This window comes from Paenibacillus salivarius (assembly GCF_051307165.1).
Classification (GTDB): Bacteria; Bacillota; Bacilli; order Paenibacillales; family Paenibacillaceae; genus Fontibacillus.
Window position 1 is genome coordinate 282,501 of the sequence record NZ_CP195592.1, and the last position, 24,423, is coordinate 306,923.

Genomic DNA, 24,423 nt, shown 5'->3' on the forward strand with positions numbered 1-24,423 from the left:
GAAAAAGAACCTGAAACCGTGTGCTTACAAGAAGTCAGAGCCCATTTTAGGGGTGATGGCGTGCCTTTTGTAGAATGAACCGGCGAGTTACGTTTGCAAGCAAGGTTAAGTCGAAGAGACGGAGCCGCAGCGAAAGCGAGTCTGAATAGGGCGATTTAGTTTGTAGGCGTAGACCCGAAACCGTGTGATCTACCCCTGTCCAGGGTGAAGGTGCGGTAACACGCACTGGAGGCCCGAACCCACGTACGTTGAAAAGTGCGGGGATGAGGTGGGGGTAGCGGAGAAATTCCAATCGAACTCGGAGATAGCTGGTTCTCCCCGAAATAGCTTTAGGGCTAGCCTCGGAAATGACAGTCGTGGAGGTAGAGCACTGATTGGGTGCGGGGCCCGCAAGGGTTACCAAGCTCAGTCAAACTCCGAATGCCATAGACTGATTATCCGGGAGTCAGACAGTGAGTGCTAAGATCCATTGTCAAAAGGGAAACAGCCCAGACCATCAGCTAAGGTCCCCAAGTGTGTGTTAAGTGGGAAAGGATGTGGAGTTGCACAGACAACCAGGATGTTGGCTTAGAAGCAGCCACCATTTAAAGAGTGCGTAATAGCTCACTGGTCGAGTGACTCTGCGCCGAAAATGTAACGGGGCTAAACACACCACCGAAGCTATGGCTTGAATCGACTTCACTGCTTCTTTGAGGCGGTGTTTAACCGATGACATTTTTGCCGAAAGCGACTTTTGAATTTGTTCAAAGGTTTCGGCCAAATGGTCTTCGGGGTTAAACACACTTCGAAGCTGGAGTGAAGTCGATTCAGGGGTAGGGGAGCGTTGAATGCGGGTTGAAGTCAGACCGGAAGGACTGGTGGACTGCATTCAAGTGAGAATGCCGGTATGAGTAACGAAAAGATCAGTGAGAATCTGATCCGCCGAAAGCCTAAGGGTTCCTGAGGAAGGTTCGTCCGCTCAGGGTAAGTCGGGACCTAAGGCGAGGCCGAAAGGCGTAGTCGAAGGACAACAGGTGGAAATTCCTGTACCACCGTAAACCGTTATGAGCAATGGGGTGACGCAGTAGGGTAGTGACGCGAGCTGATGGATGCTCGTCCAAGCAGTGAGGCTGATGTGTAGGCAAATCCGCACATCGTTAAGGCTGGGCTGTGATGGGGAGGGAAAATTTACAGTACCGAAGGTCATGATCTCACACTGCCAAGAAAAGCCTCTAGCCAGGTGAAGGTGCCCGTACCGCAAACCGACACAGGTAGGCGAGAAGAGAATTCTAAGGCGCGCGGAAGAACTCTCGTTAAGGAACTCGGCAAAATGACCCCGTAACTTCGGGAGAAGGGGTGCCTCGGTAGGGTGAATAGCCCGAGGGGGCCGCAGTGAAAAGGCCCAAGCGACTGTTTAGCAAAAACACAGGTCTGTGCGAAGCCGCAAGGCGAAGTATACGGGCTGACGCCTGCCCGGTGCTGGAAGGTTAAGGGGAGTGGTTAGGGAGCAATCCCGAAGCTATGAACTGAAGCCCCAGTAAACGGCGGCCGTAACTATAACGGTCCTAAGGTAGCGAAATTCCTTGTCAGGTAAATTCTGACCCGCACGAATGGCGTAACGACTTGGGCGCTGTCTCAACGAGAGATCCGGTGAAATTTTAATACCTGTGAAGATGCAGGTTACCCGCGACAAGACGGAAAGACCCCATGGAGCTTTACTGCAGCTTGATATTGGACTTTGATACGATTTGTACAGGATAGGTGGGAGCCTAGGAAGCCGGAGCGCCAGCTTCGGTGGAGGCGCCGTTGGGATACCACCCTGATCGTATCGGAGTTCTAACCTGGTACCGTGATCCGGTGCGGGGACAGTGTCAGGCGGGCAGTTTGACTGGGGCGGTCGCCTCCTAAAGAGTAACGGAGGCGCCCCAAGGTTCCCTCAGAATGGTTGGAAATCATTCGAAGAGTGCAAAGGCATAAGGGAGCTTGACTGCGAGACTGACAAGTCGAGCAGGGACGAAAGTCGGGCTTAGTGATCCGGTGGTACCGCATGGAAGGGCCATCGCTCAACGGATAAAAGCTACCCTGGGGATAACAGGCTTATCTCCCCCAAGAGTCCACATCGACGGGGAGGTTTGGCACCTCGATGTCGGCTCATCGCATCCTGGGGCTGAAGTAGGTCCCAAGGGTTGGGCTGTTCGCCCATTAAAGCGGTACGCGAGCTGGGTTCAGAACGTCGTGAGACAGTTCGGTCCCTATCTGTCGTGGGCGTAGGAAATTTGAGAGGAGCTGTCCTTAGTACGAGAGGACCGGGATGGACGCACCGCTGGTGCACCAGTTGTTCCGCCAGGAGCACAGCTGGGTAGCTAAGTGCGGACGGGATAAGCGCTGAAAGCATCTAAGCGTGAAGCCCCCCTCAAGATGAGATTTCCCAGTATGTAAGACCCCTTGAAGACGACGAGGTTGATAGGCTGGGGGTGGAAGCACAGCAATGTGTGGAGCTGACCAGTACTAATCGGTCGAGGGCTTATCCAAAAAGATCTAAACATGCAAATGAAGTTTCGTATCCAGTTTTCAGGCGATCAAAACGCTTGAACCGTTTGGTGGCGATGGCGGAGGGGTTCCACGCGTACCCATCCCGAACACGACCGTTAAGCCCTCCAGCGCCGATGGTACTTGGACCGAAGGGTCCTGGGAGAGTAGGACGCCGCCAAGCGATCCCCTTGATGGGGCTTTTTTTTGCCCAAATTTAAGGGCCCTTAGCTCAGCTGGTTAGAGCGCACCCCTGATAAGGGTGAGGTCGGTGGTTCGAGTCCACTAGGGCCCACCATAAAGTTCATATGAAATTTGGGGCCATAGCTCAGCTGGGAGAGCGCCTGCCTTGCAAGCAGGAGGTCAGGAGTTCGATCCTCCTTGGCTCCACCATTATATTCCCTGATAGCTCAGTTGGTAGAGCACTCGACTGTTAATCGAGTTGTCACAGGTTCGAGTCCTGTTCGGGGAGCCATTATGGAGAGGTGTCCGAGTTGGCCGAAGGAGCACGATTGGAAATCGTGTAGGCGTCACAAGCGTCTCGAGGGTTCGAATCCCTCTCTCTCCGCCATCATATTTCTTTTATAGGCAAGGCCCGTTGGTCAAGGGGTTAAGACACCTCCCTTTCACGGAGGTAACAGGGGTTCGAATCCCCTACGGGTCACCAACACACCAATTTCGGAGGCTTAGCTCAGCTGGGAGAGCATCTGCCTTACAAGCAGAGGGTCGGGGGTTCGATCCCCTCAGCCTCCACCATATAGATTTATTTTACTGACGCGGGGTGGAGCAGCCCGGTAGCTCGTCGGGCTCATAACCCGAAGGCCGCAGGTTCAAATCCTGCCCCCGCAATTATCCCTTGAACAGGGATGCTAAAGTAGTGTGGAGCCGTGGTGTAGAGGCCTAACATGCCTGCCTGTCACGCAGGAGACCGCGGGTTCGAATCCCGTCGGCTCCGCCATTTTTACAACTTAGTTTCGCTTATGAGAGCCATTAGCTCAGTTGGTAGAGCACCTGACTTTTAATCAGGGTGTCGAAGGTTCGAGTCCTTCATGGCTCACTTTTTAAATTGCGCGTGTGGCGGAATTGGCAGACGCACTAGACTTAGGATCTAGCGTCATTGACGTGGGGGTTCAAGTCCCTCCACGCGCACCATTTATGCGGACGTGGCTCAGCGGTAGAGCATCGCCTTGCCAAGGCGAGGGTCGCGGGTTCGATTCCCGTCGTCCGCTCCATGCGCCCTTAGCTCAGCTGGATAGAGCGTTTGACTACGAATCAAAAGGTCAGGAGTTCGAATCTCTTAGGGCGCGCCATCTTTTTCATAAGAAAGTTCTGCGGCGGTCGTGGCGAAGGGGTTAACGCACCGGATTGTGGCTCCGGCATTCGTGGGTTCAAGTCCCATCGATCGCCCCATTTTATACTTTTGAAACAGTGATGGGGATTAGCCAAGCGGTAAGGCAACGGACTTTGACTCCGTCATGCATAGGTTCGAATCCTATATCCCCAGCCACTTTGCGGACGTGGCTCAGCGGTAGAGCATCGCCTTGCCAAGGCGAGGGTCGCGGGTTCGATTCCCGTCGTCCGCTTCGAATCACTTATCAATTAAATATGCCGGTGTGGCGGAATTGGCAGACGCGCGCGACTCAAAATCGTGAGGGAAACCGTGGGGGTTCGAGTCCCTTCACCGGCACCATAGTAACGGGATGTAGCTCAGCTTGGTAGAGCACCTGGTTTGGGACCAGGGGGTCGCATGTTCGAATCGTGTCATCCCGACCATTTATTTTGCGGGTGTAGTTCAATGGTAGAACTCCAGCCTTCCAAGCTGGTAGCGTGGGTTCGATTCCCATCACCCGCTTATTAGAGATCGTGATTCAAAATGAGAAACGCACTTAACCCATATGCAAGATCACTGGGAAGTGCGTTTTTTTGTTGCTCCAAATTCATTATGATATAAGCCTCGAAACAACCGTAACTCCTTAATACCCTCCAGCCCGCTTCTTTTGACTATACGCTTTAGAGAAAATGGCTCCAACTATAGTCTAAAGTTTAGGTTTATCACCCCTAAGACGGTTATGTCCGACGAAAATCTGCTACGACGGCTTTATGATATAATATCCCAAATAACCTACTGCGGAGGATAAAATGCCGTATCCTATAGATGAAAAATTTGTTGTTGCCGTTGCTTCAAGTGCCCTCTTCGATCTCGAGGAATCAGATAAAGTATATAGGGAAAAAGGAGAGGAGGAGTATAGAAAATATCAGCGTGAAAATGAGCAGGTTGTATTAGAACCGGGGGTTGCTTTTCCCCTAATAAAGCGCCTATTAGCATTTAATAGCCAGGATCCGAGCGAGCAGCCTGTGGAAGTGGTTTTGTTGTCAAGAAATGATCCGGATACCGGACTTCGTGTGTTTAAGTCGATTGAACATTACGGTCTTTCGATTTCTCGAGCTGCTTTTGTCGCGGGATCTAACCCCTATGTTTATATGGAGGCCTTTAACGCATCGCTGTTCCTTTCTGCGAATCCCGATGATGTCAGAGAGGCCTTGAAAAGTGGCCTACCTGCTGCACAGGTATTCCCAAGTAAGTTTGTCGATGATGAAGAAGAAGCGGAATTGCGTATTGCTTTTGACTTTGATGGAATTATTGCTGATGATTCATCAGAAAATATATATCAAAAACTAGGAATGCAAGGCTTTCATGAGAATGAGAAAAAGAGGGCAAATGAGGCTCTTCCGCCAGGCCCTCTATACAGGTTTATTAGAGAAGTTGCACGGTTACAACAACGCGAATGGGAGAGAAAGCAGACAGACCCGACTTATACTCCCTTGATCAGGGTTGCTATTGCTACAGCCAGAAACGCCCCGGCACATGAACGTGTTGTAACCACTTTAAGAGGCTCGGGCATCCGGGTGGATGAGGCATTTTTCTTAGGCGGAATTGATAAAGGAAGAGTTTTAAAGGTATTTCGGCCTCATATCTTTTTTGATGACCAAGTCAGTCATATTGAGGGGGTATCCAGCATCTCACCTTCCGCTCACGTGCCTTTTGGTGTTACCAATCTCATGTCCGGTAAAAAAGAGGATGATAACCATGCCCGTTTATAATAAACTCGTCCGAGATCTTATTCCGCAAGTGATTCAGGATTCCGGCAAGGAGTGTAACACGCGTATTTTGGATGAGGATGAGTATAAAAAGGAGTTGCTCATCAAGCTCAAGGAAGAGTCGGAGGAATACTTCGCCGCCCAAAACTCCAAAGATTCATTGGAAGAGCTGGCCGACATGCTTGAAGTGATTCGTTCACTAACAGCCATGCATGGTTTTACATGGGAAGAGCTTGAGGCACTAAGAGAAAAGAAAGCCAAAGCCCGGGGTGGATTTCAGGACCGGGTGTATTTGATCGATGTTACTGACTAGGCCAAGTCACAAACTGATAGCGGTAAGTAACCTGCGAGTCGATCGCCCGAGTTGAGAAAATGACTCGGGCACCCTCTCTAACATTACCTTAGATGAAAGTGCCACGACGAATTATTCATGTCAAGGCTTACCCTTGTTAATGATCCCCTCTCATCTCCCGCACTTCCCTCTCCGTCACCTGCTGGGACTGATAGATCGCTTCCAGCTTCTCCTCTATATTCTTCAACTGAAGCTGTGTCTCCAAGTGGATTTTTTTGGTCTCTTTTTGCGCTTTGGTGTTATCGACTAATACGCAAATGGTAACGCCCGCGCTAAAAATGGTCAGGCCCCGGGCCAATTGATCTACATCCAGGTGGTCGAGTGACATCAGGCAATCGGCAACCCCGGCTCCGACGAGGAATCCTCCGATAATCATCACCGTGTTCAAAGCCCACTTCTGTTCCGTTAACCTGTTCACATTCGGTTTACTGCTCATCCATTTTGAAAACATGCGCTTCATGGTTGCTTCTCCTGTCTATGTTGAAAATTCATTCTAGATGTTTTCGACAAAATGCGGCTTTTTCCTTTTCGGAAGGTTTTCGTTGACATGTTCGAATTTTGAAAGCCGATGCTCGATTTTTGAATGTAGTAATCCCAGACCACTCCCTAAAATATGGGGTGAACCAACAAATCCATTTGGGGAGGGTAATCGTGAAAGCGCTTCTACGAGGCGTAGGCGGAAGAGTCGTGAGAAACACGGGTAAACATAACTGGCGGTAGGAGGAGATATTTTTTGATGAAGAAAAGAAGAAAGCTGTTCCTGCAATCCATGATGATGTTGTTGGTTATTGTATCCATGGTTTTTACGAATGTTCCCGGTTCGGGGACCGAGGTTTCTGCAGCTGTAAATCCAGGTAAGCCTGCACCTCCAGGGAAGAGCGGCTTCGACTCCCAAGGCAGAATGGTGGCCGACTTCGGCTCGCCCGTGATTGACGGCAACATCGATAAGGCATGGAGCAAAGCGCAAGCGGTTTCGCCTAAACACGGTTCGGACGGGGTGGAGGCTTCCGCAACGTTCAAGGCTTTGTGGGATGACCGGGCCCTGTACATTTTGGCAGAGGTCCAAGACAAGAACTTATCCGTCGAGTCCGTCACGCCCTATATGCAAGATTCTTTGGAGTGGTTTTTGGACGAAAACAATGACAAGACCCAGGAATACGGCCTGGACGATTTACATTTCCGCGTCAACGTCGATAATGCCCAGTCCGTGGACAACGGAGATGCCGGGCGCTTCTACACGGCTGCGAAAAAGACGGATGGCGGCTATGTCATCGAAGCCAGAGTTGCACTCAAGGCGAAGCCGGAAAACGGAAAGGTGCTTGGCATCGAGTTACAGATCAATGATGCGAAGGGATCGGAACGGATCGGTACCTTGAATGTGTTCGATTCGACGGGCAGCGCATGGAACGATACGGGGAAATTCGGTGAAATCGTCCTTTCGGGAAAGACCAAGGGAGACGTCAGCGGAGTGAACCCTTATGATCTCCTGAATTTAATCCAAAGCACGATGAAGCTGGACTTCACCCTTTATAAAAATCCAGACGTCGTGACGGATGCTTTGATGAAGGTGATCGCTTCCAACGTGCTGAACGACAAGAAAGCCACCCAACAACAATGGGATGAGCAAGCCGCCGCCATCAAGAATGCGGTAGCCAAACTGCAGATGACGGAAGATGCGGCCAACGAGAAATATTTCAAGGCGGTTCCGGACGCGTATCGGACGGAGAGCGATCAGCCGGGGACGATCGAGAGTTTAACGTATAAAGCACCTAACTTAACGAACGGGATGGACGACAAGAAACTGCATGTTTACCTTCCGCATGGTTATGATCCATCCGATTCAAATAAGAAATATAACGTCCTTTATCTGATGCATGGCGGCGGGGAAAATGAGGATCTCATCTTCGGCGGACCCGGCCAGAGCAAGGAATTGAAGAAAATTCTGGACAATATGATCGCTAAAGGCGACATTGAACCGCTCATCGTGGTCACGCCGACTTTTTATGGGGGGAAAAATGATACCGCCCTGTTCCATGAGGAATTGATCAACAACATTGTCCCGTTGGTGGAAACCAAGTATCACACATACGCAAAATCCGCCAGCTTGGACGATTTGAAAGCATCCCGGGCGCATCGGGCGTTCGGCGGATTCTCCATGGGTTCGGTCACAACATGGTATACCTTTATCCATAACCTCGACTATTTCAAGTATTACCTGCCATTGAGCGGAGACAGCTGGGTATTGGGCCAAGGGGCCGGAGGCAGCAAGCCTAAGGAAACGGCGGAATACCTTGCCAAAGTCGCTAAGGATGCGGGTTATAAGCCGCAGGATTACTACATTTTCAGCGCAACGGGCGATCTGGATATCGCATATCCCAACTTGAAGCCTCAGATCGATGCGATGAAGAAATTAACGGATTCCTTTATCTATTCATCGGATACGAAAAAAGGAAACTTCTACTTCATCGTGGGCGACGGCGGCACGCATGCCTGGAACTGGGTGAACCAGTATATTTACGACATTTTGCCTGACCTGTTCCAATAGGTTCATATTCCGCGAGTAGTGACCGTAAATCCGAGGCCTCTTGTCCCTGGCGTGGCAGGAGGCCTTGGGTATGTTTACCATGTCCGATCCGAAAGACGATCGTTATAATGGGTTTTGTGGATGAAGGCATAAAGAGCGGGGGGCCAGACGGTGAAGGTACGGTTCATGGATCGCATTCGAGCTTTAAGTTACGGTAAACCCAAGAAATTGGCATTCAAAATCCCGTTTGCTTATTTCTTGGTCATTTTGCTGACGGTCGGGATCAGTTATTTGGTACTGAATCAGATTGCCGCGAACTCGGCGCAGAAGAAAATCAACGAGGCGTCGTTGCAGACGATCACTTCCATACGGACGAACGTGGATTTGATGATTGAGAACGTCAACAATTATTCCAAAATGATCTTCTCGGATCATAATCTGCAAAATTTGTTGCGGCAGGGGGATGTTTACGCCAACTTGCCAACCCAGTCCAAGGTTAGCGCCTACTTATACAATTTGATGCAAGCGGTTCCGATCATCGATTCGGTCCATATTTACGACAATTCGGGACACCGCTTTTCGGTCGCGACCCAGGAATTGCCGGCATACATAGAAGCAAATATCGAGGAAGCCCCATGGTATGAAGAAGTGGTAAACAATAAGGGAAGATACATCTTAAGGCTGGACGACGGAACGGGGGCCGCAGGAAATGCCGACGGCAATACCGTCTCTTTTATCCGATTGATTCGGGATATCGATAACACCGCCCCTCTCGGGGTGCTGGTCATCAATATCAAGGATGAAGCGTTTGTACAGGCCTATTCCAATCTGCTGAACGGAAGTTCCATGCAAATCGCGATTTTGGACGAAAACAACCGGACCATTGTCGCCGATTCGACGGATGAACAGAGCGGCGCGGTCTTTAATGAGCTTCTGCATGCAAACAAGGCGATGCTCGAGGAACAATTCCAGCAAAGCGATTCAGGGTATTTGCCCATGGATTTCGGTTCCCGCCAATATACGGTGAGTTATTTATCGGGCGGGCCTTACAACTGGAAGTTCGTGAGCGTTTCGCCGAACAACAGCATGGAGCCGCGAAACCAATCGCTGGTGCTCCTGGCGCTGGTGCTGCTGATCGTCAACGGAAGCATCTTTTTCATAAGCTCCTTCATCATTTCGCGGAGTATCATCAAACCGATTCAGAAGCTGCTGCGGGCGATGAACAAAGCCCCGAGCGGGATCTTTATGAAGGTTAACGCGGAGCAGAACAGCTTTGAGCTCGAACAGTTGTATCACGGATACAATCACATGATCGAACGGATCGATCAATTGCTGAAACGCGTCGTCGAAGAACAAAAGACGATACGCAAAGCGGAGCTGAATGCGCTGCAGTCCCAAATCAAGCCGCACTTTTTGTATAACACGCTGGACTCCATCACGTCGCTGGCGCTGTCGGGAGACAATGAGCAGGTATGCGATTTGATCGAGGCGCTGGGAAGCTATTACCGATTGAGCGTCAGCAAAGGACAAGACGTAATCACGGTCGGGGAAGAAATCGAGATGGTCCGGAATTATTTGAAAATCCAGAGCGTTCGTTATCAGGACGTCTTTGAGACCCGGTTCGAGGTGCAGGAAGACTGCAACCCGGTGCCGATTCCCAAGCTGGTGCTGCAGCCGTTGGTTGAAAACTCGCTTTACCATGGCATTCGGCCCAAAGGCACGAAAGGAACCATTCGGATCCGCGCATTCCAAGAGAACGGGGCCGTGAAAATATCCATATCCGATGACGGCGTCGGCATGTCGCCGGAGGAGATCACGCAAATCCTGCGCACGGAAAGGCAAGGCCAAATCAAGAGCTTTGGACTTTGGGGAACCATGGAACGCCTGCGTATTTTTTACGAGGACAAGGACGTGTTCCATATTGAAAGCGAGCCGGGGAAAGGAACGACGATCACGTTAATCATACCGAATGGAGTAGATTCACCATGGAAAAACGAAAGGTTTTGATTGTTGACGATGAACATTTGATCCGGAATCTGATCCGCATGCGCATCGATTGGGAACAGCAGGGCTTTGAGATCGTCGGGGAAGCCTCCAATGCCCGCGATGCGCTGGAGCTGGCGGAGGCCCTGAAACCGGATGTCATATTTACGGACATTTACATGCCGAACATTGACGGAATCGAGTTTAGCCGCAGGGTGCTGGAGAAGCATCCGAAGATGAAAATCGTGGTCGTGAGCGGCCATGACGAATTTGAATACGCGCAGCAGAGCATCAAGATGGGGATCTTCGATTTTCTCCTCAAACCGGTCCGGGCTTCGGACCTGCTGCAGGTCACGGACAATCTCAAACGGAAGATGGATGAAGAACGGACCCGTGATCATGAACTGGCCAGAATGAAGGAAGAGTTGGAGCGGAATTTTCCGTATCTGCGGGAAAAATTTTTATTCCAGTGGTTAAAGGGGACGCTCTCCCGCGAGGAAGTTCTGGAACAAGCGGAATACTTCAACCTGCCCGCGATTCGCCGCCATGGCGGTGCGCATCAAATCGCCGTCGTCGAAGTCGCTCCGGCCTCCGAAAATCACACCGAGGAGCAATTGACTTATTTGTGGTTGGCGTGCAAGCACCATATCGAGGCATTTTTTCGGGAGGATCCCCTTGTCACGCTGTTATCGGACACCCGGGACCAATTTGTCATGATTTCATTTCATCCCGAGGGAGATTTCGCCGCCACTTGCGAATCGCTAATGACCCGTCTGGTGGATGGCGGGAAGTGCCGGGCCAACATCGGGGTCGGACGAAAGCGGGAACATCTGCAGGAAGCCCACCTGGGGTACCAGGAAGCATGCCAGGCGATCCGTTATAAAGCGTTCGTGGGGAACAATCAGGTCGTTTGCTTTGAAGACATGGTGGACAGCAGGGAGCAGGCGTACAGATCCAATCCGGAGCTTCTTCGGCAGCTGCAATTTTACATCAGCGTCGGTTCGTCCGAACGCGCCGCACAGATGCTGGCCCGCATCTTCGACGTTTCCTTTTCGAGCGTCTCGCAATTCCGCATGGCCGCGATGGATGTCATTACCGAATGCCAGCGCGCGGCGATGGAACAGCAGATCGAGGGCGAGCAGGGGTTCGATAAAGAAACGCTGGTTTCCATGATTACCGCCGATAATTTGCCGGAGCTGCTTCAAACCTTGGAGCGTTACGTCCTTAGCGTTTCCGAAACCATTCATGCGAAAAAACAAGCCAAGGAAGGGAACCTCATCAGTCAGGTAAAAGCGTATTTGGACCAGAATATGGGCGATCCCCAGATCGGATTGGCGAGCACGGCGGCGGCTTTCTTTGTCAGTCCGGGCCATTTGGGACGGCTCATGAAGAAAGAAACGGGCCAAACCTTCGTCGAATATCTGACCAACCTGCGCATGAAAAGAGCGGAAATCCTTCTGAAAACAACCGATTTCAAGGGATATGAGATTGGAGAACAGGTCGGCATTCCGGATCCGCATTATTTCAGCATCCTTTTCAAAAAAGCGACCGGCAGAGCCATGAACGAGTACAGAAACGGAAAATGACGGGAAACAGGATGCTCGAATTTTAAAAGGGAATGCGTTTATTTTGAATGGAGCTATCGGTGCATCTTCCCTAAAATGACTGTAGTTGCATCGAATTAGAGATTGGGAGGTCAAAAGATGAAAGCGTTATTAAAAAAATCCTTGAGTATCGTATTAGCGTTAGGTTTGGCAGGCAGCCTGGCTGCATGTTCCTCTGACTCCTCCGGAGAGAAATCGTCGGCGGGAAGTGGAAGCGGTTCCATCAAGCTTAAGCTTTGGGATCAGTCCGTAGGGAACACGGACCCGTCGGCCAAATTGCTGCCGCAAATCGTCGAGAAATGGAATAGCGAGCATCCCGATATCCAAATCGAACGGACAGGTACGACCGGCGAACAGTATAAAACCAAAGTCAAAACGTCGCTGGCCGCCGGCGAAGCGCCCGACCTCTTTTACGGCATGGGCGGCGGCAGCTTCATGCAGCCTTATATCGAATCCGGAAACGTGCTTGAAATCTCCAGCTATCTGACGGACGAAATTAAATCGAGAATGGCACCGGGCATGGCGGAAGCCATCGAAACGGACGGGAAAATCTATACCCTCCCCGTTTACACCCATATTGCCAACCTTTATGTAAATACCGAGTTGTTCGAAAAAGCGGGAGCCAAAATTCCGACGACGTACACGGAACTGCTTGATGCGGTAGAGAAATTGAAGGCGGCGGGAATCACTCCCGCGCTCATCGGCGAGAAAGACCGCTGGCCGGGCATGTATTGGTACGACATGATCGCCATGCGTCAGGCAGGAAATGCCGCGGTCATGGAGGCATTTAAAGATCCTTCCAAATGGGATTCGCCGGACTTCGTAGCGGCTGCCGCCAAAATGCAGGAGCTGGCAAAAGCAGGCGCCTTCAACAGCAGCATGCTGAGCATGAGCTATGATGAAATGCTGGGCGCCTTCAATGCGGGCAGCGGCGCAATGATGTTCCAGGCGAACTGGGTCAATGCCGGGATCGAGGATCCGTCCTCGGCGACGAAAGGCAAGGTTCAAGTCGTTCCTTTCCCGGTTTTTGAAGACGGAAAAGGCACGGCCACCGAAATTTTCGGCGGTGCCGTCGACGGTTTCTATATCAGCAGCACGACGAAGCATCCGAAAGAAGCCGCTGAGTTCCTGATGTATTTGAGCGAGCAGCTAGGTACGCAAGGTTATCTGGCCGGTGCCGGACTTCCAAGCTGGAACATTGACGGGTTGGATACCTCGAGCCTGTCCGAGTTGGACAAATCGGCCGCGGACATTATGAAAACCGCAACCTCGTTTATTGCATGGTGGGATAACATTCTTCCCGCAGACTCTGCGGAAACGCACAAAAACTTGATTGCCTCGCTTCTGGCGGGCGAGATTACGCCCGAGGAGTTCTGCAAACAGATGGCCCAGCTTAGACCGACGGAACTCAATCTTTGATCTTTGAATAATCTCAAGCCGGATGTGGTCAGGGAAATCCCTGGCCACATCTTTGAGAGGAGAACTCACGATGAATTCAGTTTTTTCGAATAAGACAGCAATTGCGATATTCGTTCTTCCTACCCTGCTCATATTTTGCGGGATTGTATTGGTTCCGATTTTCGTCTCGAGTTATTATAGCGTCTTGGATTGGAACGGCGTCGGTAAAGGTGCGTTTATCGGACTTGATAATTACGTGGAGATGTTCAAGGATCCCCGGGCATTGCATTCCATCCGTAACTCGTTTCTGTTCGCGGCGGCGTCCATTTTCATTCAGTTACCCCTGTCCCTCTTGCTTGCCTTGATCCTGGCGTCCTCCGTGAAGGGCGAAGGATTTTACAGAACGGTGTATTTTATTCCGGTGTTGATCTCCACCGTGGTCATCGCGCAATTATGGTCCAAAATCTACAATGCGGATTACGGGCTTTTAAATACACTGCTCGAGAACATAGGCCTTTCGGGGTTGGCCCAGGACTGGCTCGGGCAAAAGAAGACCGCGCTCGCGGCTTCGTTCATTCCGACCCTGTGGCAGTATGTCGGTTATCATATGCTGCTGATGTATGCCGGGGCGAAATCGATCTCGCAGGATATTTTCGAAGCGGCCAAAATTGACGGGGCCTCCCGCATCCGGACCGCATTCGCCATTACGATTCCGTTGATGAAGCCTATACTCAAGGTATGCTTGGTCTTTTCCGTCATCGGCGCATTCAAGGTCTTCGACCTGGTATACGTCCTCACGGGCGGCGGCCCTTTGTTTGCTACCGAGGTGCCGAGCACATTGATGTACACGACCATTTTCAACACGTACAGATATGGGTACGGCAGTGCGATATCCGTCTTTATTATCCTGGAATGTTTGGTATTTACGGTAATCATCAATAAATTTTTCAAGACCGAATAGGGGTGAGCATGTTGAGTACTGCAGAAGCAAGGTTGCCCAAGAGACCGCAATTCATCGGGAAGATCCTGTTGCAAGTCTTTCTGATTATCATGGCGATTGTTCAGATATATCCCCTTATTTGGCTGGCGTTCTTCTCCTTGAAAGACAATAGCGAAATCTTCAGCGGCGATGTTGCGAGTTTCCCTAAAAAGCTCCTATGGAGCAACTATGCCAAGGCGTTGTCGGACGGCAACGTGATGAATTATTTCAATAACAGCGTGCTGGTGACCGCGGCCTCCATTCTCCTGGTACTGATTCTGTCCTCGATGACGGCTTACGCCATTACCAGAATGAACTGGAAGCTGAGCAATACCACGATGACGCTGATTCTTCTCGGAATGATGGTTCCGATTCACGCGGCGCTGCTGCCGCTGTTCATGGTGCTGAAAAACCTGCACTTGCTGAATACCTACTGGTCGTTGATTATTCCTTACGTGGCCTTTGGGATCCCGATGGCCGTATTCATCCTGGGCAGCTTCTTCAAGGGCGTTCCCCGCGAAATGGAAGAATCCGCGGTCATGGACGGATGCGGCGTATACAGAACCTTCTTTTCCATTATTCTGCCGTTGATCCGTCCAGCCATCGCCACGGTGGCGATCTTTACCTTCCTGTCCTGCTGGAACGAGCTGATGTTTGCGGTAACCTTCATCAATGACACGCATTTTCAGACGCTGACGGTCGGGATGATGTCGATGGTCGGTACTTATATTACGCAGTGGGGAATTATCGGAGCGGGACTCATGATCACGACCGTTCCTACGGTACTGATTTATTTGCTGCTGAACAAGCAGGTCCAAAAAAGCATGATTGCAGGCGCAGTCAAAGGATAAGGGCGCGAAAGGAGATCATTCGATGAAAGCAACAATGACGATCAATGCGGACCAACCGGTCGGAACGATCAGCCGCCACATTTACGGGCACTTCGCCGAGCATCTCGGCCGCTGCATTTACGAAGGCATCTGGGTAGGCGAGGATTCGACGATTCCGAACACCCGCGGCATCCGAAACGACGTTCTGGAGGCGTTGCGGGGCCTGAACATTCCGGTGCTCCGCTGGCCGGGCGGCTGTTTTGCCGACGAGTACCACTGGAAGGACGGCATCGGTCCGCGGGAGCAGCGCAAGCGCATGGTCAATACCCATTGGGGCGGCGTCGTGGAAAACAACCATTTCGGCACGCATGAATTTTTCGATCTGTGCGAGCTGCTGGGTGCGGAACCGTACATTTGCGGTAACGTCGGCAGCGGCACCGTGCAGGAAATGCAGGAATGGGTCGAGTACATGACCTTCGACGGCGAATCGCCGATGGCCAACTGGCGGCAGGCGAACGGACGGGAGAAGCCGTGGAAATTGAAGTATTTCGGCGTCGGAAACGAAAACTGGGGCTGCGGCGGCAACATGCGGGCGGAGTATTATGCCGACGAATACCGCCGGTACCAGACGTATGTCCGGAATTACGGGGAGAACCGGCTCTATAAGATCGCCGGGGGCGCGAATGTGGACGACTACCACTGGACGGAGACGCTGATGCGCGAAGCCGGGGCACATATGGACGGCCTCAGCCTGCACAACTACACGGTGCCGGGAGGATTCGAGGTTAAACGGCCAGCCCTGGGCTTCGATGAGGCGGAATGGTTCGAGACCATGCAGCTGGCGCTGCACATGGACGAGCTGATTACGCGCCATACGGCGATTATGGACCAGTATGATCCGAAGAAACGGGTCGGCCTGATCATCGATGAGTGGGGGAACTGGTTCCAGGTGGAGCCGGGCACGAATCCGGGTTTCCTATACCAGCAAAATTCGATGCGGGATGCGTTGGTCGCAGGTTTGCATTTCCACATCTTCCATCGTCATTGCGACCGCGTCCATATGGCGAACATTGCGCAGACGGTGAACGTGCTGCAGGCGATGATACTGACGGAAGGCGAAAAGATGCTGCTGACGCCGACCTATCATGTCTTCGAGATGTTCAAGGTCCATCAGGATGCGGAGGCGCTGGCGCTTCATCTGGAGACGGACGAGTACCAAGTGGGGGATGCATCCGTTCCCCAAGTCAGCGCATCGGCGTCGAAGCGGGCGGACGGCACGATCGATATCAGCCTGTGCAACGTCGACCCGCATCACGAGGCTGCCGTCACATTGCGGTTGCGCGGACTGGCGGGAGTCCAAAAGGTTGCCGGAAGGGTATTGACGCATGCCGACATGAATGCGCATAATACTTTCGAGCAGCCGGAGACGGTCAAGCCGCAGTCGTTTGACGGGGTTACGGACATGAGTGAAGGCGGTTTGTCGGCAACATTGCCGCCGATGTCCGTCGTCGTGCTGACGCTTTCTTAAAGAGAGGCGGGAAGAAACTATGAAGTATCGGAATCTTGGAAAATGGGGCATCAAAGTCAGCGAAATCGCCTTGGGCAGCTGGATGACGGATGTGCAGGGCACCCAGGCGGTGGAAACGGCAAGGATGAGCGTCCGGCGCGCCTATGAGCTCGGCGTCAATTTTTTCGACTGCGCCGACGCTTACAGCGGCGGGCAGGCGGAAGTGTTCCTCGGCAATATCCTGAAGGAAAATGACCGCAGCTCTTACGTCGTTTCCAGCAAAGTGTTCTTCCCTACCGGAAACGGCGTGAATGACCGGGGGCTTTCCAGAAAGCATATCATCGAGCAGATCGACAAGTCCCTGAAAAACCTGCAAGTCGACTATTTGGACATGTATTTTTGCCATCGGTATGACGAAAGCACCCCTTTGGAGGAAACGCTGCAGACGATGAGCGATTTGGTCGCGCAGGGGAAAGTTCTATACTACGGCGTCAGCGAATGGTCGCCCGTACAGATCACCGAAGCGTTGTATCTGATCAAGGAAATGGGCCTGCGTCCGATGTCGGTCATTCAGCCGCAATATCATATGATGGACCGGTACATCGAGGACGAAATCATCGGCATCTGCGAGAAGCACGGGTTGGGGATCGTTCCTTTCAGCCCGCTGGCGCAAGGCCTGTTGACCGGCAAGTACCGCCAAGGCCAGCCGATTCCCGAGGGTTCACGGGCAACGCACCAGGCCGATAAGCAAATCAATAACCTGCTGACCGAAGAGAATTTGAATAAGGTGGAGAAGCTGGTCCGGATTGCCGAAGATTTGGGTACCAACCTCTCCGTGTTGGCCTTGGCCTGGCTTTTGAGAAAGCCGCAAATCAGCAGTCTGATCACCGGCGCGTCCCGTCCGGAGCAGATCGAGAACAATGCTGCAGCCAGCGGGCTGACGTTATCGGACAAGGTGTTGGAAGAGATCGAACGCATTCTGGATTATCGCCCGTTTGTCCGCAAAATCGGATGAGAATCGCTCGGACGATTAGTAGTTAGCCGGCATTATTTTTGATCGGAGGAAGGTCATCATGGCCAAAGGATCGTTGGTTCATCGGGTCCCGACCCGGGAGAAGGCCGTCGCCTTTACGTTCGACGACGGGCCGCATCCCGTATTTACGGAACAAATATTGGAGATTTTCCACAAGGCGAACGGCAAGGCCACGTTTTGCATGATCGGCCAAGAGATCGATAAGTTTGCGGACATTGCAGCCAAAGTGCATGATGCCGGACATGAGCTTGCCAACCATACCTACTCGCATCCGGACCTGACCGCATTGACGCTGGAGGAAGCGCGTACGGAAATGCGGCTGGGGGACGAGCGGATCCGCCGAGTGACGGGGAAGCCCGTTTCGAGCTTCCGTCCGCCGTATTTTGCCGCGAATGACGACATCCTTTCGCTTGCCGCCGAGCTCGGGTACCGTTCGATCGGGTGCGTCAACGGCGAGGCGAAGGATTGGGAGCAGCCGCAGCCCGGCGTCGATTACATTTTGGAGCATACGAGAGCGACGGTCGGCAATGGCAGCATCTTCTTGTTTCACGACGGCTATGGAGATCGTGCCCAAACGGTTGAGGCCGTCCGGGTGCTGGTGGAGGAGCTTACCGCCGATGGATACCGGTTATTGACGGTTAGCGAGCTGTTTGCCCTTTCGGACCCGACTTGATTTGAAGCAGCCGATAAACATCCCCTTTTGGTAAAGAGTGGACATGGACCTCCGGGTTTCATGGGATCGACTCTTGGCCGGAGGGGATTTTTTTATGACTAAAAAAAGTGCTTGATTAAATAACAAACATAATATAACATATGTAATATAACAAACGTTATTTATTTGTGAGGAGGAAAAATGTATGCCCCCAAAGCCGAAGGTGACGCGGGAAATCGTTCTGGATGCGGCGCTCGGGCTGCTACGCGAAGAAGGAATGGATGCCGTCAACGCGCGCAATGTCGCGAAGAAGCTCGGTACTTCTACGCAGCCGATTTTTAGCCATTTTGCTTCGATGGAGGAATTGAGGGAAGCGATTTACGCTTATGCCGAACATCTGTACAATACGGCGATGCTGGAGGCGATGCAGGGCGGCGGCAACGGCTTTCTGGAAATGGGCCTCGCTTATATCCGGTTTGCGCGTACGGAACAAAAGCTGTTCCAGCTTCTGTTTATGTCGGGCCGGCTGCAGCAGGAGAAGGTGACCGATATCGCGGGCTCCACCGAAGGCGACGATCAGGTGGTTGCGATGATCGGAAGCATGACCGGTCTTTCGGCCGATCAAGCGCGCAAGTTATATTCCGGGATCTGGTTTACGACGCACGGCATTGCCTCCTTGGTCGCGACCAATGGCAGCACGATGGACGACGCGGAGGCGCGAGCCGTCTTGGGCAGCGTATTTAAAGGTTTGTTGGCTATACTCAAAAAAGAAGGCGAGGCGCTTTAACATGTCCATGAATTTTATTCGCAAACATCCGTACATAGCCGCTATTATTGCGGCATTGATCTGCACTTTTCTGACCGCCGTCGGCTCCGCGGCGGCCCAAATCGCCGAATTGGCGGAGGTCCCCGCTTATCTCGTCATGACGGCGTCCGTGGCCATATCCGCGCTGGCAGGTTTATTTCTGCTCCGCCGTTCCAAGATTTCGGCCGTGGAGGCCGGTTTCCGCAGCCCTGCCTCCGGCAGCGTGCGCTCCATTTGGTTTTGCGTGCCGCTGCTGCTGATGGAGGTAATTCCGTTTGTGGCTTACGGCCCCGGGTTTACCCGTCCGGGAGTCGAATATGCGGCGCTGGCTCTGTTCACCATCGTGGTTGGCTTCAACGAAGAGCTTTATTTTCGGGGTCTGGCTTTCTCCTTCCTGTTGGGAAAAGGCCGCAAGCAGGCCGTCATCGGCTCCGCCGTCATCTTCGGCGTGCTGCATGCCGCCAACACGCTGAGCGGAACAAATCCCGCCGAAGTATTGCTGCAAATCGTCTTTGCTGTTCTCGTCGGTCTTGTACTTGCACTCATCGTCAGTATTACACGCAGCCTGTGGATCGGCATGGTGTGGCACTTTATACATAATTTCCTCTCGTTCAGCACGGAAGTGGTCTTCGACCGGACGGCGCTGATTGTGGTTTCGGCCCAAATCTTGATTTTGCTGATCTTTACGATCGGTTTATGGAAACGCGGAACAGCGGCAAACTGAACATAATGCTATACGTCAAAGCCTGCAACGATCGGTTGCAGGTTTTTTGTGTATGTTATACTTATACCTTACGTAAAGGTATTCAGTATTCATAGATAAGGAGGTTTTTCATTTGGCCAAAGATGATATCCTTGCGCGTAATCATGTAAAGGTCACCGGAGAAGGGGAGCAGGCGCTCATCTTTGGGCATGGCTTCGGTTGTGACCAGAATATGTGGCGTTTTGTCGCCCCGGTGTTTGAAAAGAACTTTAAAGTCATCTTGTTTGATTTCACCGGCTCCGGCAAGTCGGATTTGAACGCATACGATCCGGTGAAGTACAGTGATCTTTACGGTTATGCGGAAGATACGCTGGAGATTTGCGAAGCGCTTGATTTGAAGGATGCGATCTATGTCGGGCATTCCGTCGGAGCCACGATCGGAATTCTGGCGTCCATACGGAAGCCGGAGTATTTCAAAGATTTGATCCTGGTCGGAGCCTCTCCTTGTTACATCAATGATCTCCCCGATTATGTGGGCGGATTCGAGAGAGAAGACATTGAAGGCCTTCTGAATATCATGGACCAGAATTTCGTCCAATGGGCCGAGTACCTTGCCCCAGTGATTATGGCAAATCGTGAACGGCCGCATTTGTCCGAGGAATTGAAAGAAAGCTTCTGCACGACAGATCCGGAAATTGCCCGCCAGTTCGCCAAAGCTACCTTTTTATCCGATTACAGAAGCGAACTGTCGATGGTCTCTGTTCCTTCATTAATACTGCAATGCTCCGAGGATGCGATCGCGCCTTTGGAAGTGGGGGCTTACATTCACAACAAGATCGAAGGCAGCGTTCTTCAAATCATGGAGGCTACCGGCCACTGCCCGCATTTGAGCCATCCGGAAGAAACCATCTCCCTCATATCGGAATATTTGAAATCAAAAGGCCGCGTCACGATTCATGGACAAGCCTGACGAACGGACGGACCATGCCCCCTATGGTTGTCTTTCCACCGATGCGGACCAGTCCGTCGTCAGTATCGACGAAGCATGCAAGCAAATGCTTGGATATGATATCCATGGGTTGCGGGGCGCCAGGCTCGAATCCTTGCTTACCCGCCCCAGCCGCATATTTTACCAAATTTATTTCCTGCCTCTGATTAAGTTGAATGGAAAAATCGACGATATGCAGTTGTCTTTTAAGTCAAGCAGCGGCGAAGAAATCCCGATGCTTGTTCATGTAACCTCCAGCACAAAAGAGGGCCGAGAAATGTATGACTTTATTCTTGTCCCCATACAGCATGAGTCGGACAGTAAATAGAGGAGCGTCAAATGAAAGTAAAGTGAGAGCCCGCCCTAGCCAGATCTTCGAATCGGCCCGATACCGTGTGGTACCGGGCCATTTTTTTCTCCCGATTTGCGCTTGGCTACTTCAGATCAAACCCTTTGCTTTTCACGTATTCCGTATACCCGCCCAACGGCAAATCTCGTTGCAGCATGGCGATGACTTTCCCGGACCAGCTTACCTTCTGTTTGTTATTCGTTCGCGCAGCGTAATACTCCTCGACTTCCCGGTCATACGTTTCGACCTTTGCTTTCAGATCGCGATCTTCATACCGGTTTTCAAAAAAAACGGCGGACCGGGGCAGCCTCGGCTTTTGTTCGGGGAATTCGTCCGGAACGCCTACCGCGAGTCCGACCAAAGGCATGACGAAGTCCGGCAAGTCGAGCCATTCGTCCAGTCCGGGGAGGGCCTCGTTAATTCCGCCGATGATCACGGTTCCGAGCCCCATCGATTCGGCCGCTAAACTGGCATTTTGCAGGGCAAGGGCGGAACTGAGCACGGCGGTCTGGTAAAAATACGAGTAACCCAGGTTACGGCCCATTTTTTCCTGCTGCTCCGGGCCGGCGGCCAACATCATCCGGTGAAGATCGGCGCAAAAAACGAAAAAGTATCCGCATTCCTCAATCCACGGATTTTTCGATTGCACCGCAATCTTCTTCCGCAGCTCCCGATCCGTGACGCCGATGATCGAGAACGGCTGCATATGCGCCGAGGTTGGCGCCATTTGCGCCGCATCGACAATGGCTTCAATTTGCTCGGCGGTCAACGGACTATTTTTAAACTTGCGGATGGAGCGATGCTGGCGGATCACTTGGATGACCTCATTCATTTAAATCCCCTCCAAATAGATGGTTTTTATATTTATGGTTTCCATGGAAACCATACTAACAGGGTGAAATTCTTTTGTCAAATGGTTTCCGTGGAAACCATGGTATAATGAAAAGAAAAAAGGTAGGCTTGCCTTATGCCAAATAGAAATGATGAAATGCCTCAGCTCATAAGCCGCATCGAAAAGTCCATGTACCGGATCCTGATCAGCGAAACCGACGAGGACCAGGACCGGCTATGGCTTATGGAGCGTATTTCCGACGACCGGTTAAAAAAGCTGCTGCCCCGCTTATCCGTTTCAAGCCTGCACGTGTTGGACGTGATCCATGCGCATGACGGCATTAAAGGGGCCGATATTGCCCGCGATATGGGGATTACGAAAGGCGCCGTCTCCAAAATTACCCGAAAATTGCTGGACCATGATCTGATTCGGAAAAACCGGCTGCCGGACAACCTGAAAGAAATATATTTCTCCGTGACTCCGCTTGGCGCCGAATTGGCCGAGCTGCATCGCCTCTTTCACCAGGAGAAGGATCAAAAAGTGATAGAATTATTGACTAATTACGACGCGGCTTCATTGGAAATCGTTGCGGACTTTCTGGAAAAGCTGTCTAGTCTGCGGTAGGTTGCGAAGCCATCTCCAGTGAACTCGCGGCCACCCTCAGCGGGTAATAACCCCTGAACGTCGTTTATAATAGGAGTAGCCAGGTTTTCGATCACTTCACAAGGAGGCTTTTCTATGAACCAGAAGATCCCCGAACTTACACTGAATGATGGATTGAAGGTACCCGCGATCGGGCTGGGCACGTATAGCCTGAAGGGCGAAGAGGGCGTTAAAGCCATGGCCGCCGCGATGGACGCGGGGTACCGGTTGATTGATTCGGCTTTTAACTATGAAAACGAAGGGGCTGTCGGGAAGGCGATCCGGCGGAGTTCCGTTCCGAGGGAGGAGCTGCTGATTTGTTCCAAGCTGCCGGGACGGCGCCATGCCTACAAAGAGGCGCTTGCGACCATCGAGGAATCGCTGTACCGGGCCGATTTGGATTATTATGATCTCTATCTCATCCATTGGCCTAATCCCAAGACGGACATGTACGTGGAAGCTTGGCAGGCGATGATCGAGGCCCGGAAGCGCGGATATATCCGTTCGATCGGGGTGAGCAATTTCCTTCCCGAGCATCTGGAGCGCTTGATTCGGGAAACCGGGGTCGCGCCGAGCATGAACCAGGTAGAGCTGCATCCGTTTTTTGACCAAGCGGATCAGCGGGCGAAGCATGCGAAGCTTGGCATCGTGACGGAATCCTGGAGCCCGCTCGGGCGCGGAAATGATATTGTGGAGCACGAGAAGATCGTGAAGATCGGACAAGCCCATGGGAAAACGGGAGCCCAGGTGATATTGCGCTGGCATACCCAGCTGGGGGCGATTCCGATTCCGAAATCGGGCTCGCTTCAGCATCAGAAGGCTAATCTTGATATTTTCGACTTCGAGCTGACGGCGGAGGAGATGGATGTCATCTCATCCTTTAACCGCGAAGACGGACGGTTGTGGGGACAGGATCCGAGCGAATACGAGGAGTTTTGAACGGCTCTATTATGGGCGGGAAAAAGAAACGGCGGTGCAAGGACCCTTCCTTGGCACCGTCGTTTTTCATGGATTTCTAGACGTTAGTGCTGGTTGATCGGCGTAAGAGGATTGGTACTTAGAATGTCTTCCACCTCTTCGTATCCTTTCGGAAATGCGAAGTTGTAACGCGCGGGGAGCGCAAATACGTATTTGTCATTACGGCCCAGTTCTTTAGGTCCGACGGGGGCGGCTCCGATGTGGAAGCTCTCGGCCTGCAGCGCATCCCATTGGGCGATGGTCAGGATCAGGATCGGAATATCCTGCATGGGCTGATCGGCCGTCCAATCCGGATGCCGAAGGGAGATCTTCGGCCCTTCTTCAATCTTACTGTCCTGACTCCCTTCAAATGGGGTGCCTTCCCATTTCTCCATAATAACCGTATATCCTTTCCAAGTGTCCGGTAACGAGAAGCGGAATCCATAATCGGTATTTTCGTATACGACAGCATCCGACTGTTCCGAATTCTCCGTTTTTTTATTCTCATCCGTTACTTCAGCCGTATCAGCGACTTTATTTTCGCCCGGCGTTTTGTCCGTGCATCCGCTCAAAGACAGGGATACGAATAACAATCCGATAATAAAAATAAGCGACTTCTTCATTACGTTTTCCCTCCTATGTACATGTCATAACCAAGTCCAGTGACCTCATAACATT

At 51.9% G+C, this 24,423-nt stretch carries 20 protein-coding genes, 18 tRNA genes and 2 rRNA genes (1 of these 40 cut by a window edge); 37 read left to right on the forward strand and 3 right to left on the reverse strand.

Going from position 1 to position 24,423, the window contains the following annotated elements:
- From ACSFXJ_RS01295 to ACSFXJ_RS01400, 22 genes are all read left to right on the forward strand, one after another.
- Positions 1 to 2,511 (forward strand): 23S ribosomal RNA (locus ACSFXJ_RS01295) (it extends 546 nt beyond the left edge of the window).
- Between the two features lie 64 nt (positions 2,512 to 2,575).
- A 5S ribosomal RNA gene (rrf, locus tag ACSFXJ_RS01300) occupies positions 2,576 to 2,692 on the forward strand.
- Positions 2,693 to 2,729: 37 nt separating this feature from the next.
- Positions 2,730 to 2,806 (forward strand) — tRNA-Ile (locus ACSFXJ_RS01305).
- A 19-nt stretch (positions 2,807 to 2,825) separates the two neighbouring features.
- Positions 2,826 to 2,901 (forward strand) — tRNA-Ala (locus tag ACSFXJ_RS01310).
- A gap of 6 nt (positions 2,902 to 2,907) precedes the next feature.
- A tRNA-Asn gene (locus ACSFXJ_RS01315) sits at positions 2,908 to 2,983 on the forward strand.
- A 4-nt stretch (positions 2,984 to 2,987) separates the two neighbouring features.
- Positions 2,988 to 3,079: transfer RNA gene (locus tag ACSFXJ_RS01320), tRNA-Ser, on the forward strand.
- Between the two features lie 21 nt (positions 3,080 to 3,100).
- A tRNA-Glu gene (locus ACSFXJ_RS01325) sits at positions 3,101 to 3,175 on the forward strand.
- Positions 3,176 to 3,188: 13 nt separating this feature from the next.
- Positions 3,189 to 3,264 (forward strand) — tRNA-Val (locus tag ACSFXJ_RS01330).
- Between the two features lie 19 nt (positions 3,265 to 3,283).
- Positions 3,284 to 3,357 (forward strand) — tRNA-Met (locus tag ACSFXJ_RS01335).
- 32 nt (positions 3,358 to 3,389) lie between these two features.
- Positions 3,390 to 3,466, forward strand: a tRNA-Asp gene (locus tag ACSFXJ_RS01340).
- 26 nt (positions 3,467 to 3,492) lie between these two features.
- A tRNA-Lys gene (locus tag ACSFXJ_RS01345) sits at positions 3,493 to 3,565 on the forward strand.
- Between the two features lie 11 nt (positions 3,566 to 3,576).
- Positions 3,577 to 3,660, forward strand: a tRNA-Leu gene (locus tag ACSFXJ_RS01350).
- A 5-nt stretch (positions 3,661 to 3,665) separates the two neighbouring features.
- Positions 3,666 to 3,740: transfer RNA gene (locus ACSFXJ_RS01355), tRNA-Gly, on the forward strand.
- 1 nt (position 3,741) lies between these two features.
- Positions 3,742 to 3,818 (forward strand) — tRNA-Arg (locus ACSFXJ_RS01360).
- A gap of 24 nt (positions 3,819 to 3,842) precedes the next feature.
- Positions 3,843 to 3,918, forward strand: a tRNA-His gene (locus ACSFXJ_RS01365).
- A 22-nt stretch (positions 3,919 to 3,940) separates the two neighbouring features.
- Positions 3,941 to 4,015, forward strand: a tRNA-Gln gene (locus ACSFXJ_RS01370).
- 4 nt (positions 4,016 to 4,019) lie between these two features.
- A tRNA-Gly gene (locus ACSFXJ_RS01375) sits at positions 4,020 to 4,091 on the forward strand.
- Between the two features lie 24 nt (positions 4,092 to 4,115).
- Positions 4,116 to 4,198, forward strand: a tRNA-Leu gene (locus ACSFXJ_RS01380).
- Between the two features lie 6 nt (positions 4,199 to 4,204).
- Positions 4,205 to 4,281 (forward strand) — tRNA-Pro (locus ACSFXJ_RS01385).
- Between the two features lie 8 nt (positions 4,282 to 4,289).
- Positions 4,290 to 4,360 (forward strand) — tRNA-Gly (locus tag ACSFXJ_RS01390).
- 287 nt (positions 4,361 to 4,647) lie between these two features.
- Positions 4,648 to 5,610, forward strand: coding sequence for a 5'-nucleotidase (locus ACSFXJ_RS01395; RefSeq protein WP_435923433.1), 963 nt, complete (start codon positions 4,648 to 4,650; stop codon positions 5,608 to 5,610).
- On the forward strand, positions 5,597 to 5,920 hold the full coding sequence (locus tag ACSFXJ_RS01400; RefSeq protein WP_435923434.1) for a nucleoside triphosphate pyrophosphohydrolase: 324 nt from the start codon (positions 5,597 to 5,599) through the stop codon (positions 5,918 to 5,920). Before ACSFXJ_RS01395 ends, ACSFXJ_RS01400 begins: the two co-directional genes overlap by 14 nt.
- Positions 5,921 to 6,056: 136 nt before the next feature.
- Here ACSFXJ_RS01400 and ACSFXJ_RS01405 read toward each other — a convergent pair whose 3' ends face one another.
- Positions 6,057 to 6,419: a hypothetical protein gene (locus ACSFXJ_RS01405; RefSeq protein ID WP_435923435.1), complete on the reverse strand. Its 363-nt coding sequence runs from the start codon at positions 6,417 to 6,419 to the stop codon at positions 6,057 to 6,059.
- A gap of 276 nt (positions 6,420 to 6,695) precedes the next feature.
- On the opposite strand from ACSFXJ_RS01405, the gene ACSFXJ_RS01410 reads away from it, so the two are divergent.
- From ACSFXJ_RS01410 to ACSFXJ_RS01470, 13 genes are all read left to right on the forward strand, one after another.
- Positions 6,696 to 8,504, forward strand: a complete 1,809-nt coding sequence (locus ACSFXJ_RS01410; RefSeq protein WP_435923436.1) for a sugar-binding protein — start codon at positions 6,696 to 6,698, stop codon at positions 8,502 to 8,504.
- Positions 8,505 to 8,654: 150 nt separating this feature from the next.
- A complete protein-coding gene (locus tag ACSFXJ_RS01415) occupies positions 8,655 to 10,490 on the forward strand; it encodes a cache domain-containing sensor histidine kinase (RefSeq protein WP_435923437.1) in 1,836 nt (611 codons plus the stop codon).
- Positions 10,469 to 12,052 (forward strand): response regulator, encoded by a 1,584-nt coding sequence (locus tag ACSFXJ_RS01420; protein ID WP_435923438.1) that lies wholly within the window; start codon positions 10,469 to 10,471, stop codon positions 12,050 to 12,052. Before ACSFXJ_RS01415 ends, ACSFXJ_RS01420 begins: the two co-directional genes overlap by 22 nt.
- 117 nt (positions 12,053 to 12,169) lie before the next feature.
- Positions 12,170 to 13,489 carry an extracellular solute-binding protein gene (locus tag ACSFXJ_RS01425; protein WP_435923439.1) on the forward strand — a complete coding sequence of 440 codons (1,320 nt, stop codon included), beginning with the start codon at positions 12,170 to 12,172 and terminating at the stop codon, positions 13,487 to 13,489.
- A gap of 70 nt (positions 13,490 to 13,559) precedes the next feature.
- Complete coding sequence (locus ACSFXJ_RS01430) at positions 13,560 to 14,429, forward strand: carbohydrate ABC transporter permease (RefSeq protein WP_435923440.1); 870 nt, start codon at positions 13,560 to 13,562, stop codon at positions 14,427 to 14,429.
- An 8-nt stretch (positions 14,430 to 14,437) separates the two neighbouring features.
- On the forward strand, positions 14,438 to 15,298 hold the full coding sequence (locus ACSFXJ_RS01435; protein WP_435923441.1) for a carbohydrate ABC transporter permease: 861 nt from the start codon (positions 14,438 to 14,440) through the stop codon (positions 15,296 to 15,298).
- A 22-nt stretch (positions 15,299 to 15,320) separates the two neighbouring features.
- Entirely contained in the window at positions 15,321 to 16,805 is a 1,485-nt protein-coding gene (locus tag ACSFXJ_RS01440; protein ID WP_435923442.1) for an alpha-N-arabinofuranosidase, read from the forward strand.
- 19 nt (positions 16,806 to 16,824) lie between these two features.
- Positions 16,825 to 17,799 (forward strand): aldo/keto reductase family protein, encoded by a 975-nt coding sequence (locus tag ACSFXJ_RS01445; RefSeq protein WP_435923444.1) that lies wholly within the window; start codon positions 16,825 to 16,827, stop codon positions 17,797 to 17,799.
- Positions 17,800 to 17,857: 58 nt separating this feature from the next.
- A complete protein-coding gene (locus ACSFXJ_RS01450) occupies positions 17,858 to 18,490 on the forward strand; it encodes a polysaccharide deacetylase family protein (RefSeq protein WP_435923445.1) in 633 nt (210 codons plus the stop codon).
- Positions 18,491 to 18,674: 184 nt separating this feature from the next.
- On the forward strand, positions 18,675 to 19,256 hold the full coding sequence (locus ACSFXJ_RS01455) for a TetR/AcrR family transcriptional regulator (RefSeq protein WP_435923446.1): 582 nt from the start codon (positions 18,675 to 18,677) through the stop codon (positions 19,254 to 19,256).
- Position 19,257: 1 nt separating this feature from the next.
- Entirely contained in the window at positions 19,258 to 19,998 is a 741-nt protein-coding gene (locus tag ACSFXJ_RS01460; protein WP_435923447.1) for a CPBP family intramembrane glutamic endopeptidase, read from the forward strand.
- A gap of 112 nt (positions 19,999 to 20,110) precedes the next feature.
- Positions 20,111 to 20,947 (forward strand): alpha/beta fold hydrolase, encoded by an 837-nt coding sequence (locus ACSFXJ_RS01465; protein ID WP_435923448.1) that lies wholly within the window; start codon positions 20,111 to 20,113, stop codon positions 20,945 to 20,947.
- Positions 20,934 to 21,293 carry a PAS domain S-box protein gene (locus tag ACSFXJ_RS01470; protein ID WP_435923450.1) on the forward strand — a complete coding sequence of 120 codons (360 nt, stop codon included), beginning with the start codon at positions 20,934 to 20,936 and terminating at the stop codon, positions 21,291 to 21,293. The genes ACSFXJ_RS01465 and ACSFXJ_RS01470 overlap by 14 nt, the downstream gene beginning before the upstream one ends.
- Before the next feature lie 106 nt (positions 21,294 to 21,399).
- Here the strand turns inward: ACSFXJ_RS01470 and ACSFXJ_RS01475 are convergent, their stop codons facing one another.
- Positions 21,400 to 22,146, reverse strand: coding sequence for an NADPH-dependent oxidoreductase (locus ACSFXJ_RS01475; RefSeq protein ID WP_435923451.1), 747 nt, complete (start codon positions 22,144 to 22,146; stop codon positions 21,400 to 21,402).
- A 135-nt stretch (positions 22,147 to 22,281) separates the two neighbouring features.
- Here ACSFXJ_RS01475 and ACSFXJ_RS01480 point away from each other — a divergent pair, with 135 nt between their 5' ends.
- Positions 22,282 to 22,770, forward strand: a complete 489-nt coding sequence (locus ACSFXJ_RS01480; protein ID WP_435923453.1) for a MarR family transcriptional regulator — start codon at positions 22,282 to 22,284, stop codon at positions 22,768 to 22,770.
- Positions 22,771 to 22,884: 114 nt separating this feature from the next.
- Positions 22,885 to 23,727, forward strand: a complete 843-nt coding sequence (locus ACSFXJ_RS01485; RefSeq protein WP_435923454.1) for an aldo/keto reductase — start codon at positions 22,885 to 22,887, stop codon at positions 23,725 to 23,727.
- An 83-nt stretch (positions 23,728 to 23,810) separates the two neighbouring features.
- Here ACSFXJ_RS01485 and ACSFXJ_RS01490 read toward each other — a convergent pair whose 3' ends face one another.
- Positions 23,811 to 24,368 carry a hypothetical protein gene (locus tag ACSFXJ_RS01490; protein WP_435923455.1) on the reverse strand — a complete coding sequence of 186 codons (558 nt, stop codon included), beginning with the start codon at positions 24,366 to 24,368 and terminating at the stop codon, positions 23,811 to 23,813.
- Between the last annotated feature and the right edge of the window lie 55 nt (positions 24,369 to 24,423).

Excerpts from the sequence above, each read along its gene's own strand:
- ACSFXJ_RS01395 (WP_435923433.1), top strand. The coding sequence starts at position 4,648 with ATGCCGTATCCTATAGATGAAAAATTTGTTGTTGCCGTTGCTTCAAGT.
- ACSFXJ_RS01400 (WP_435923434.1), top strand. The coding sequence starts at position 5,597 with ATGCCCGTTTATAATAAACTCGTCCGAGATCTTATTCCGCAAGTGATT.
- ACSFXJ_RS01405 (WP_435923435.1), bottom strand. The coding sequence starts at position 6,419 with ATGAAGCGCATGTTTTCAAAATGGATGAGCAGTAAACCGAATGTGAAC.
- ACSFXJ_RS01410 (WP_435923436.1), top strand. The coding sequence starts at position 6,696 with ATGAAGAAAAGAAGAAAGCTGTTCCTGCAATCCATGATGATGTTGTTG.
- ACSFXJ_RS01420 (WP_435923438.1), top strand. The coding sequence starts at position 10,469 with ATGGAAAAACGAAAGGTTTTGATTGTTGACGATGAACATTTGATCCGG.
- ACSFXJ_RS01425 (WP_435923439.1), top strand. The coding sequence starts at position 12,170 with ATGAAAGCGTTATTAAAAAAATCCTTGAGTATCGTATTAGCGTTAGGT.
- ACSFXJ_RS01430 (WP_435923440.1), top strand. The coding sequence starts at position 13,560 with ATGAATTCAGTTTTTTCGAATAAGACAGCAATTGCGATATTCGTTCTT.
- ACSFXJ_RS01435 (WP_435923441.1), top strand. The coding sequence starts at position 14,438 with ATGTTGAGTACTGCAGAAGCAAGGTTGCCCAAGAGACCGCAATTCATC.
- ACSFXJ_RS01440 (WP_435923442.1), top strand. The coding sequence starts at position 15,321 with ATGAAAGCAACAATGACGATCAATGCGGACCAACCGGTCGGAACGATC.
- ACSFXJ_RS01445 (WP_435923444.1), top strand. The coding sequence starts at position 16,825 with ATGAAGTATCGGAATCTTGGAAAATGGGGCATCAAAGTCAGCGAAATC.
- ACSFXJ_RS01450 (WP_435923445.1), top strand. The coding sequence starts at position 17,858 with ATGGCCAAAGGATCGTTGGTTCATCGGGTCCCGACCCGGGAGAAGGCC.
- ACSFXJ_RS01455 (WP_435923446.1), top strand. The coding sequence starts at position 18,675 with ATGCCCCCAAAGCCGAAGGTGACGCGGGAAATCGTTCTGGATGCGGCG.
- ACSFXJ_RS01460 (WP_435923447.1), top strand. The coding sequence starts at position 19,258 with ATGTCCATGAATTTTATTCGCAAACATCCGTACATAGCCGCTATTATT.
- ACSFXJ_RS01470 (WP_435923450.1), top strand. The coding sequence starts at position 20,934 with ATGGACAAGCCTGACGAACGGACGGACCATGCCCCCTATGGTTGTCTT.
- ACSFXJ_RS01475 (WP_435923451.1), bottom strand. The coding sequence starts at position 22,146 with ATGAATGAGGTCATCCAAGTGATCCGCCAGCATCGCTCCATCCGCAAG.
- ACSFXJ_RS01480 (WP_435923453.1), top strand. The coding sequence starts at position 22,282 with ATGCCAAATAGAAATGATGAAATGCCTCAGCTCATAAGCCGCATCGAA.
- ACSFXJ_RS01485 (WP_435923454.1), top strand. The coding sequence starts at position 22,885 with ATGAACCAGAAGATCCCCGAACTTACACTGAATGATGGATTGAAGGTA.
- ACSFXJ_RS01490 (WP_435923455.1), bottom strand. The coding sequence starts at position 24,368 with ATGAAGAAGTCGCTTATTTTTATTATCGGATTGTTATTCGTATCCCTG.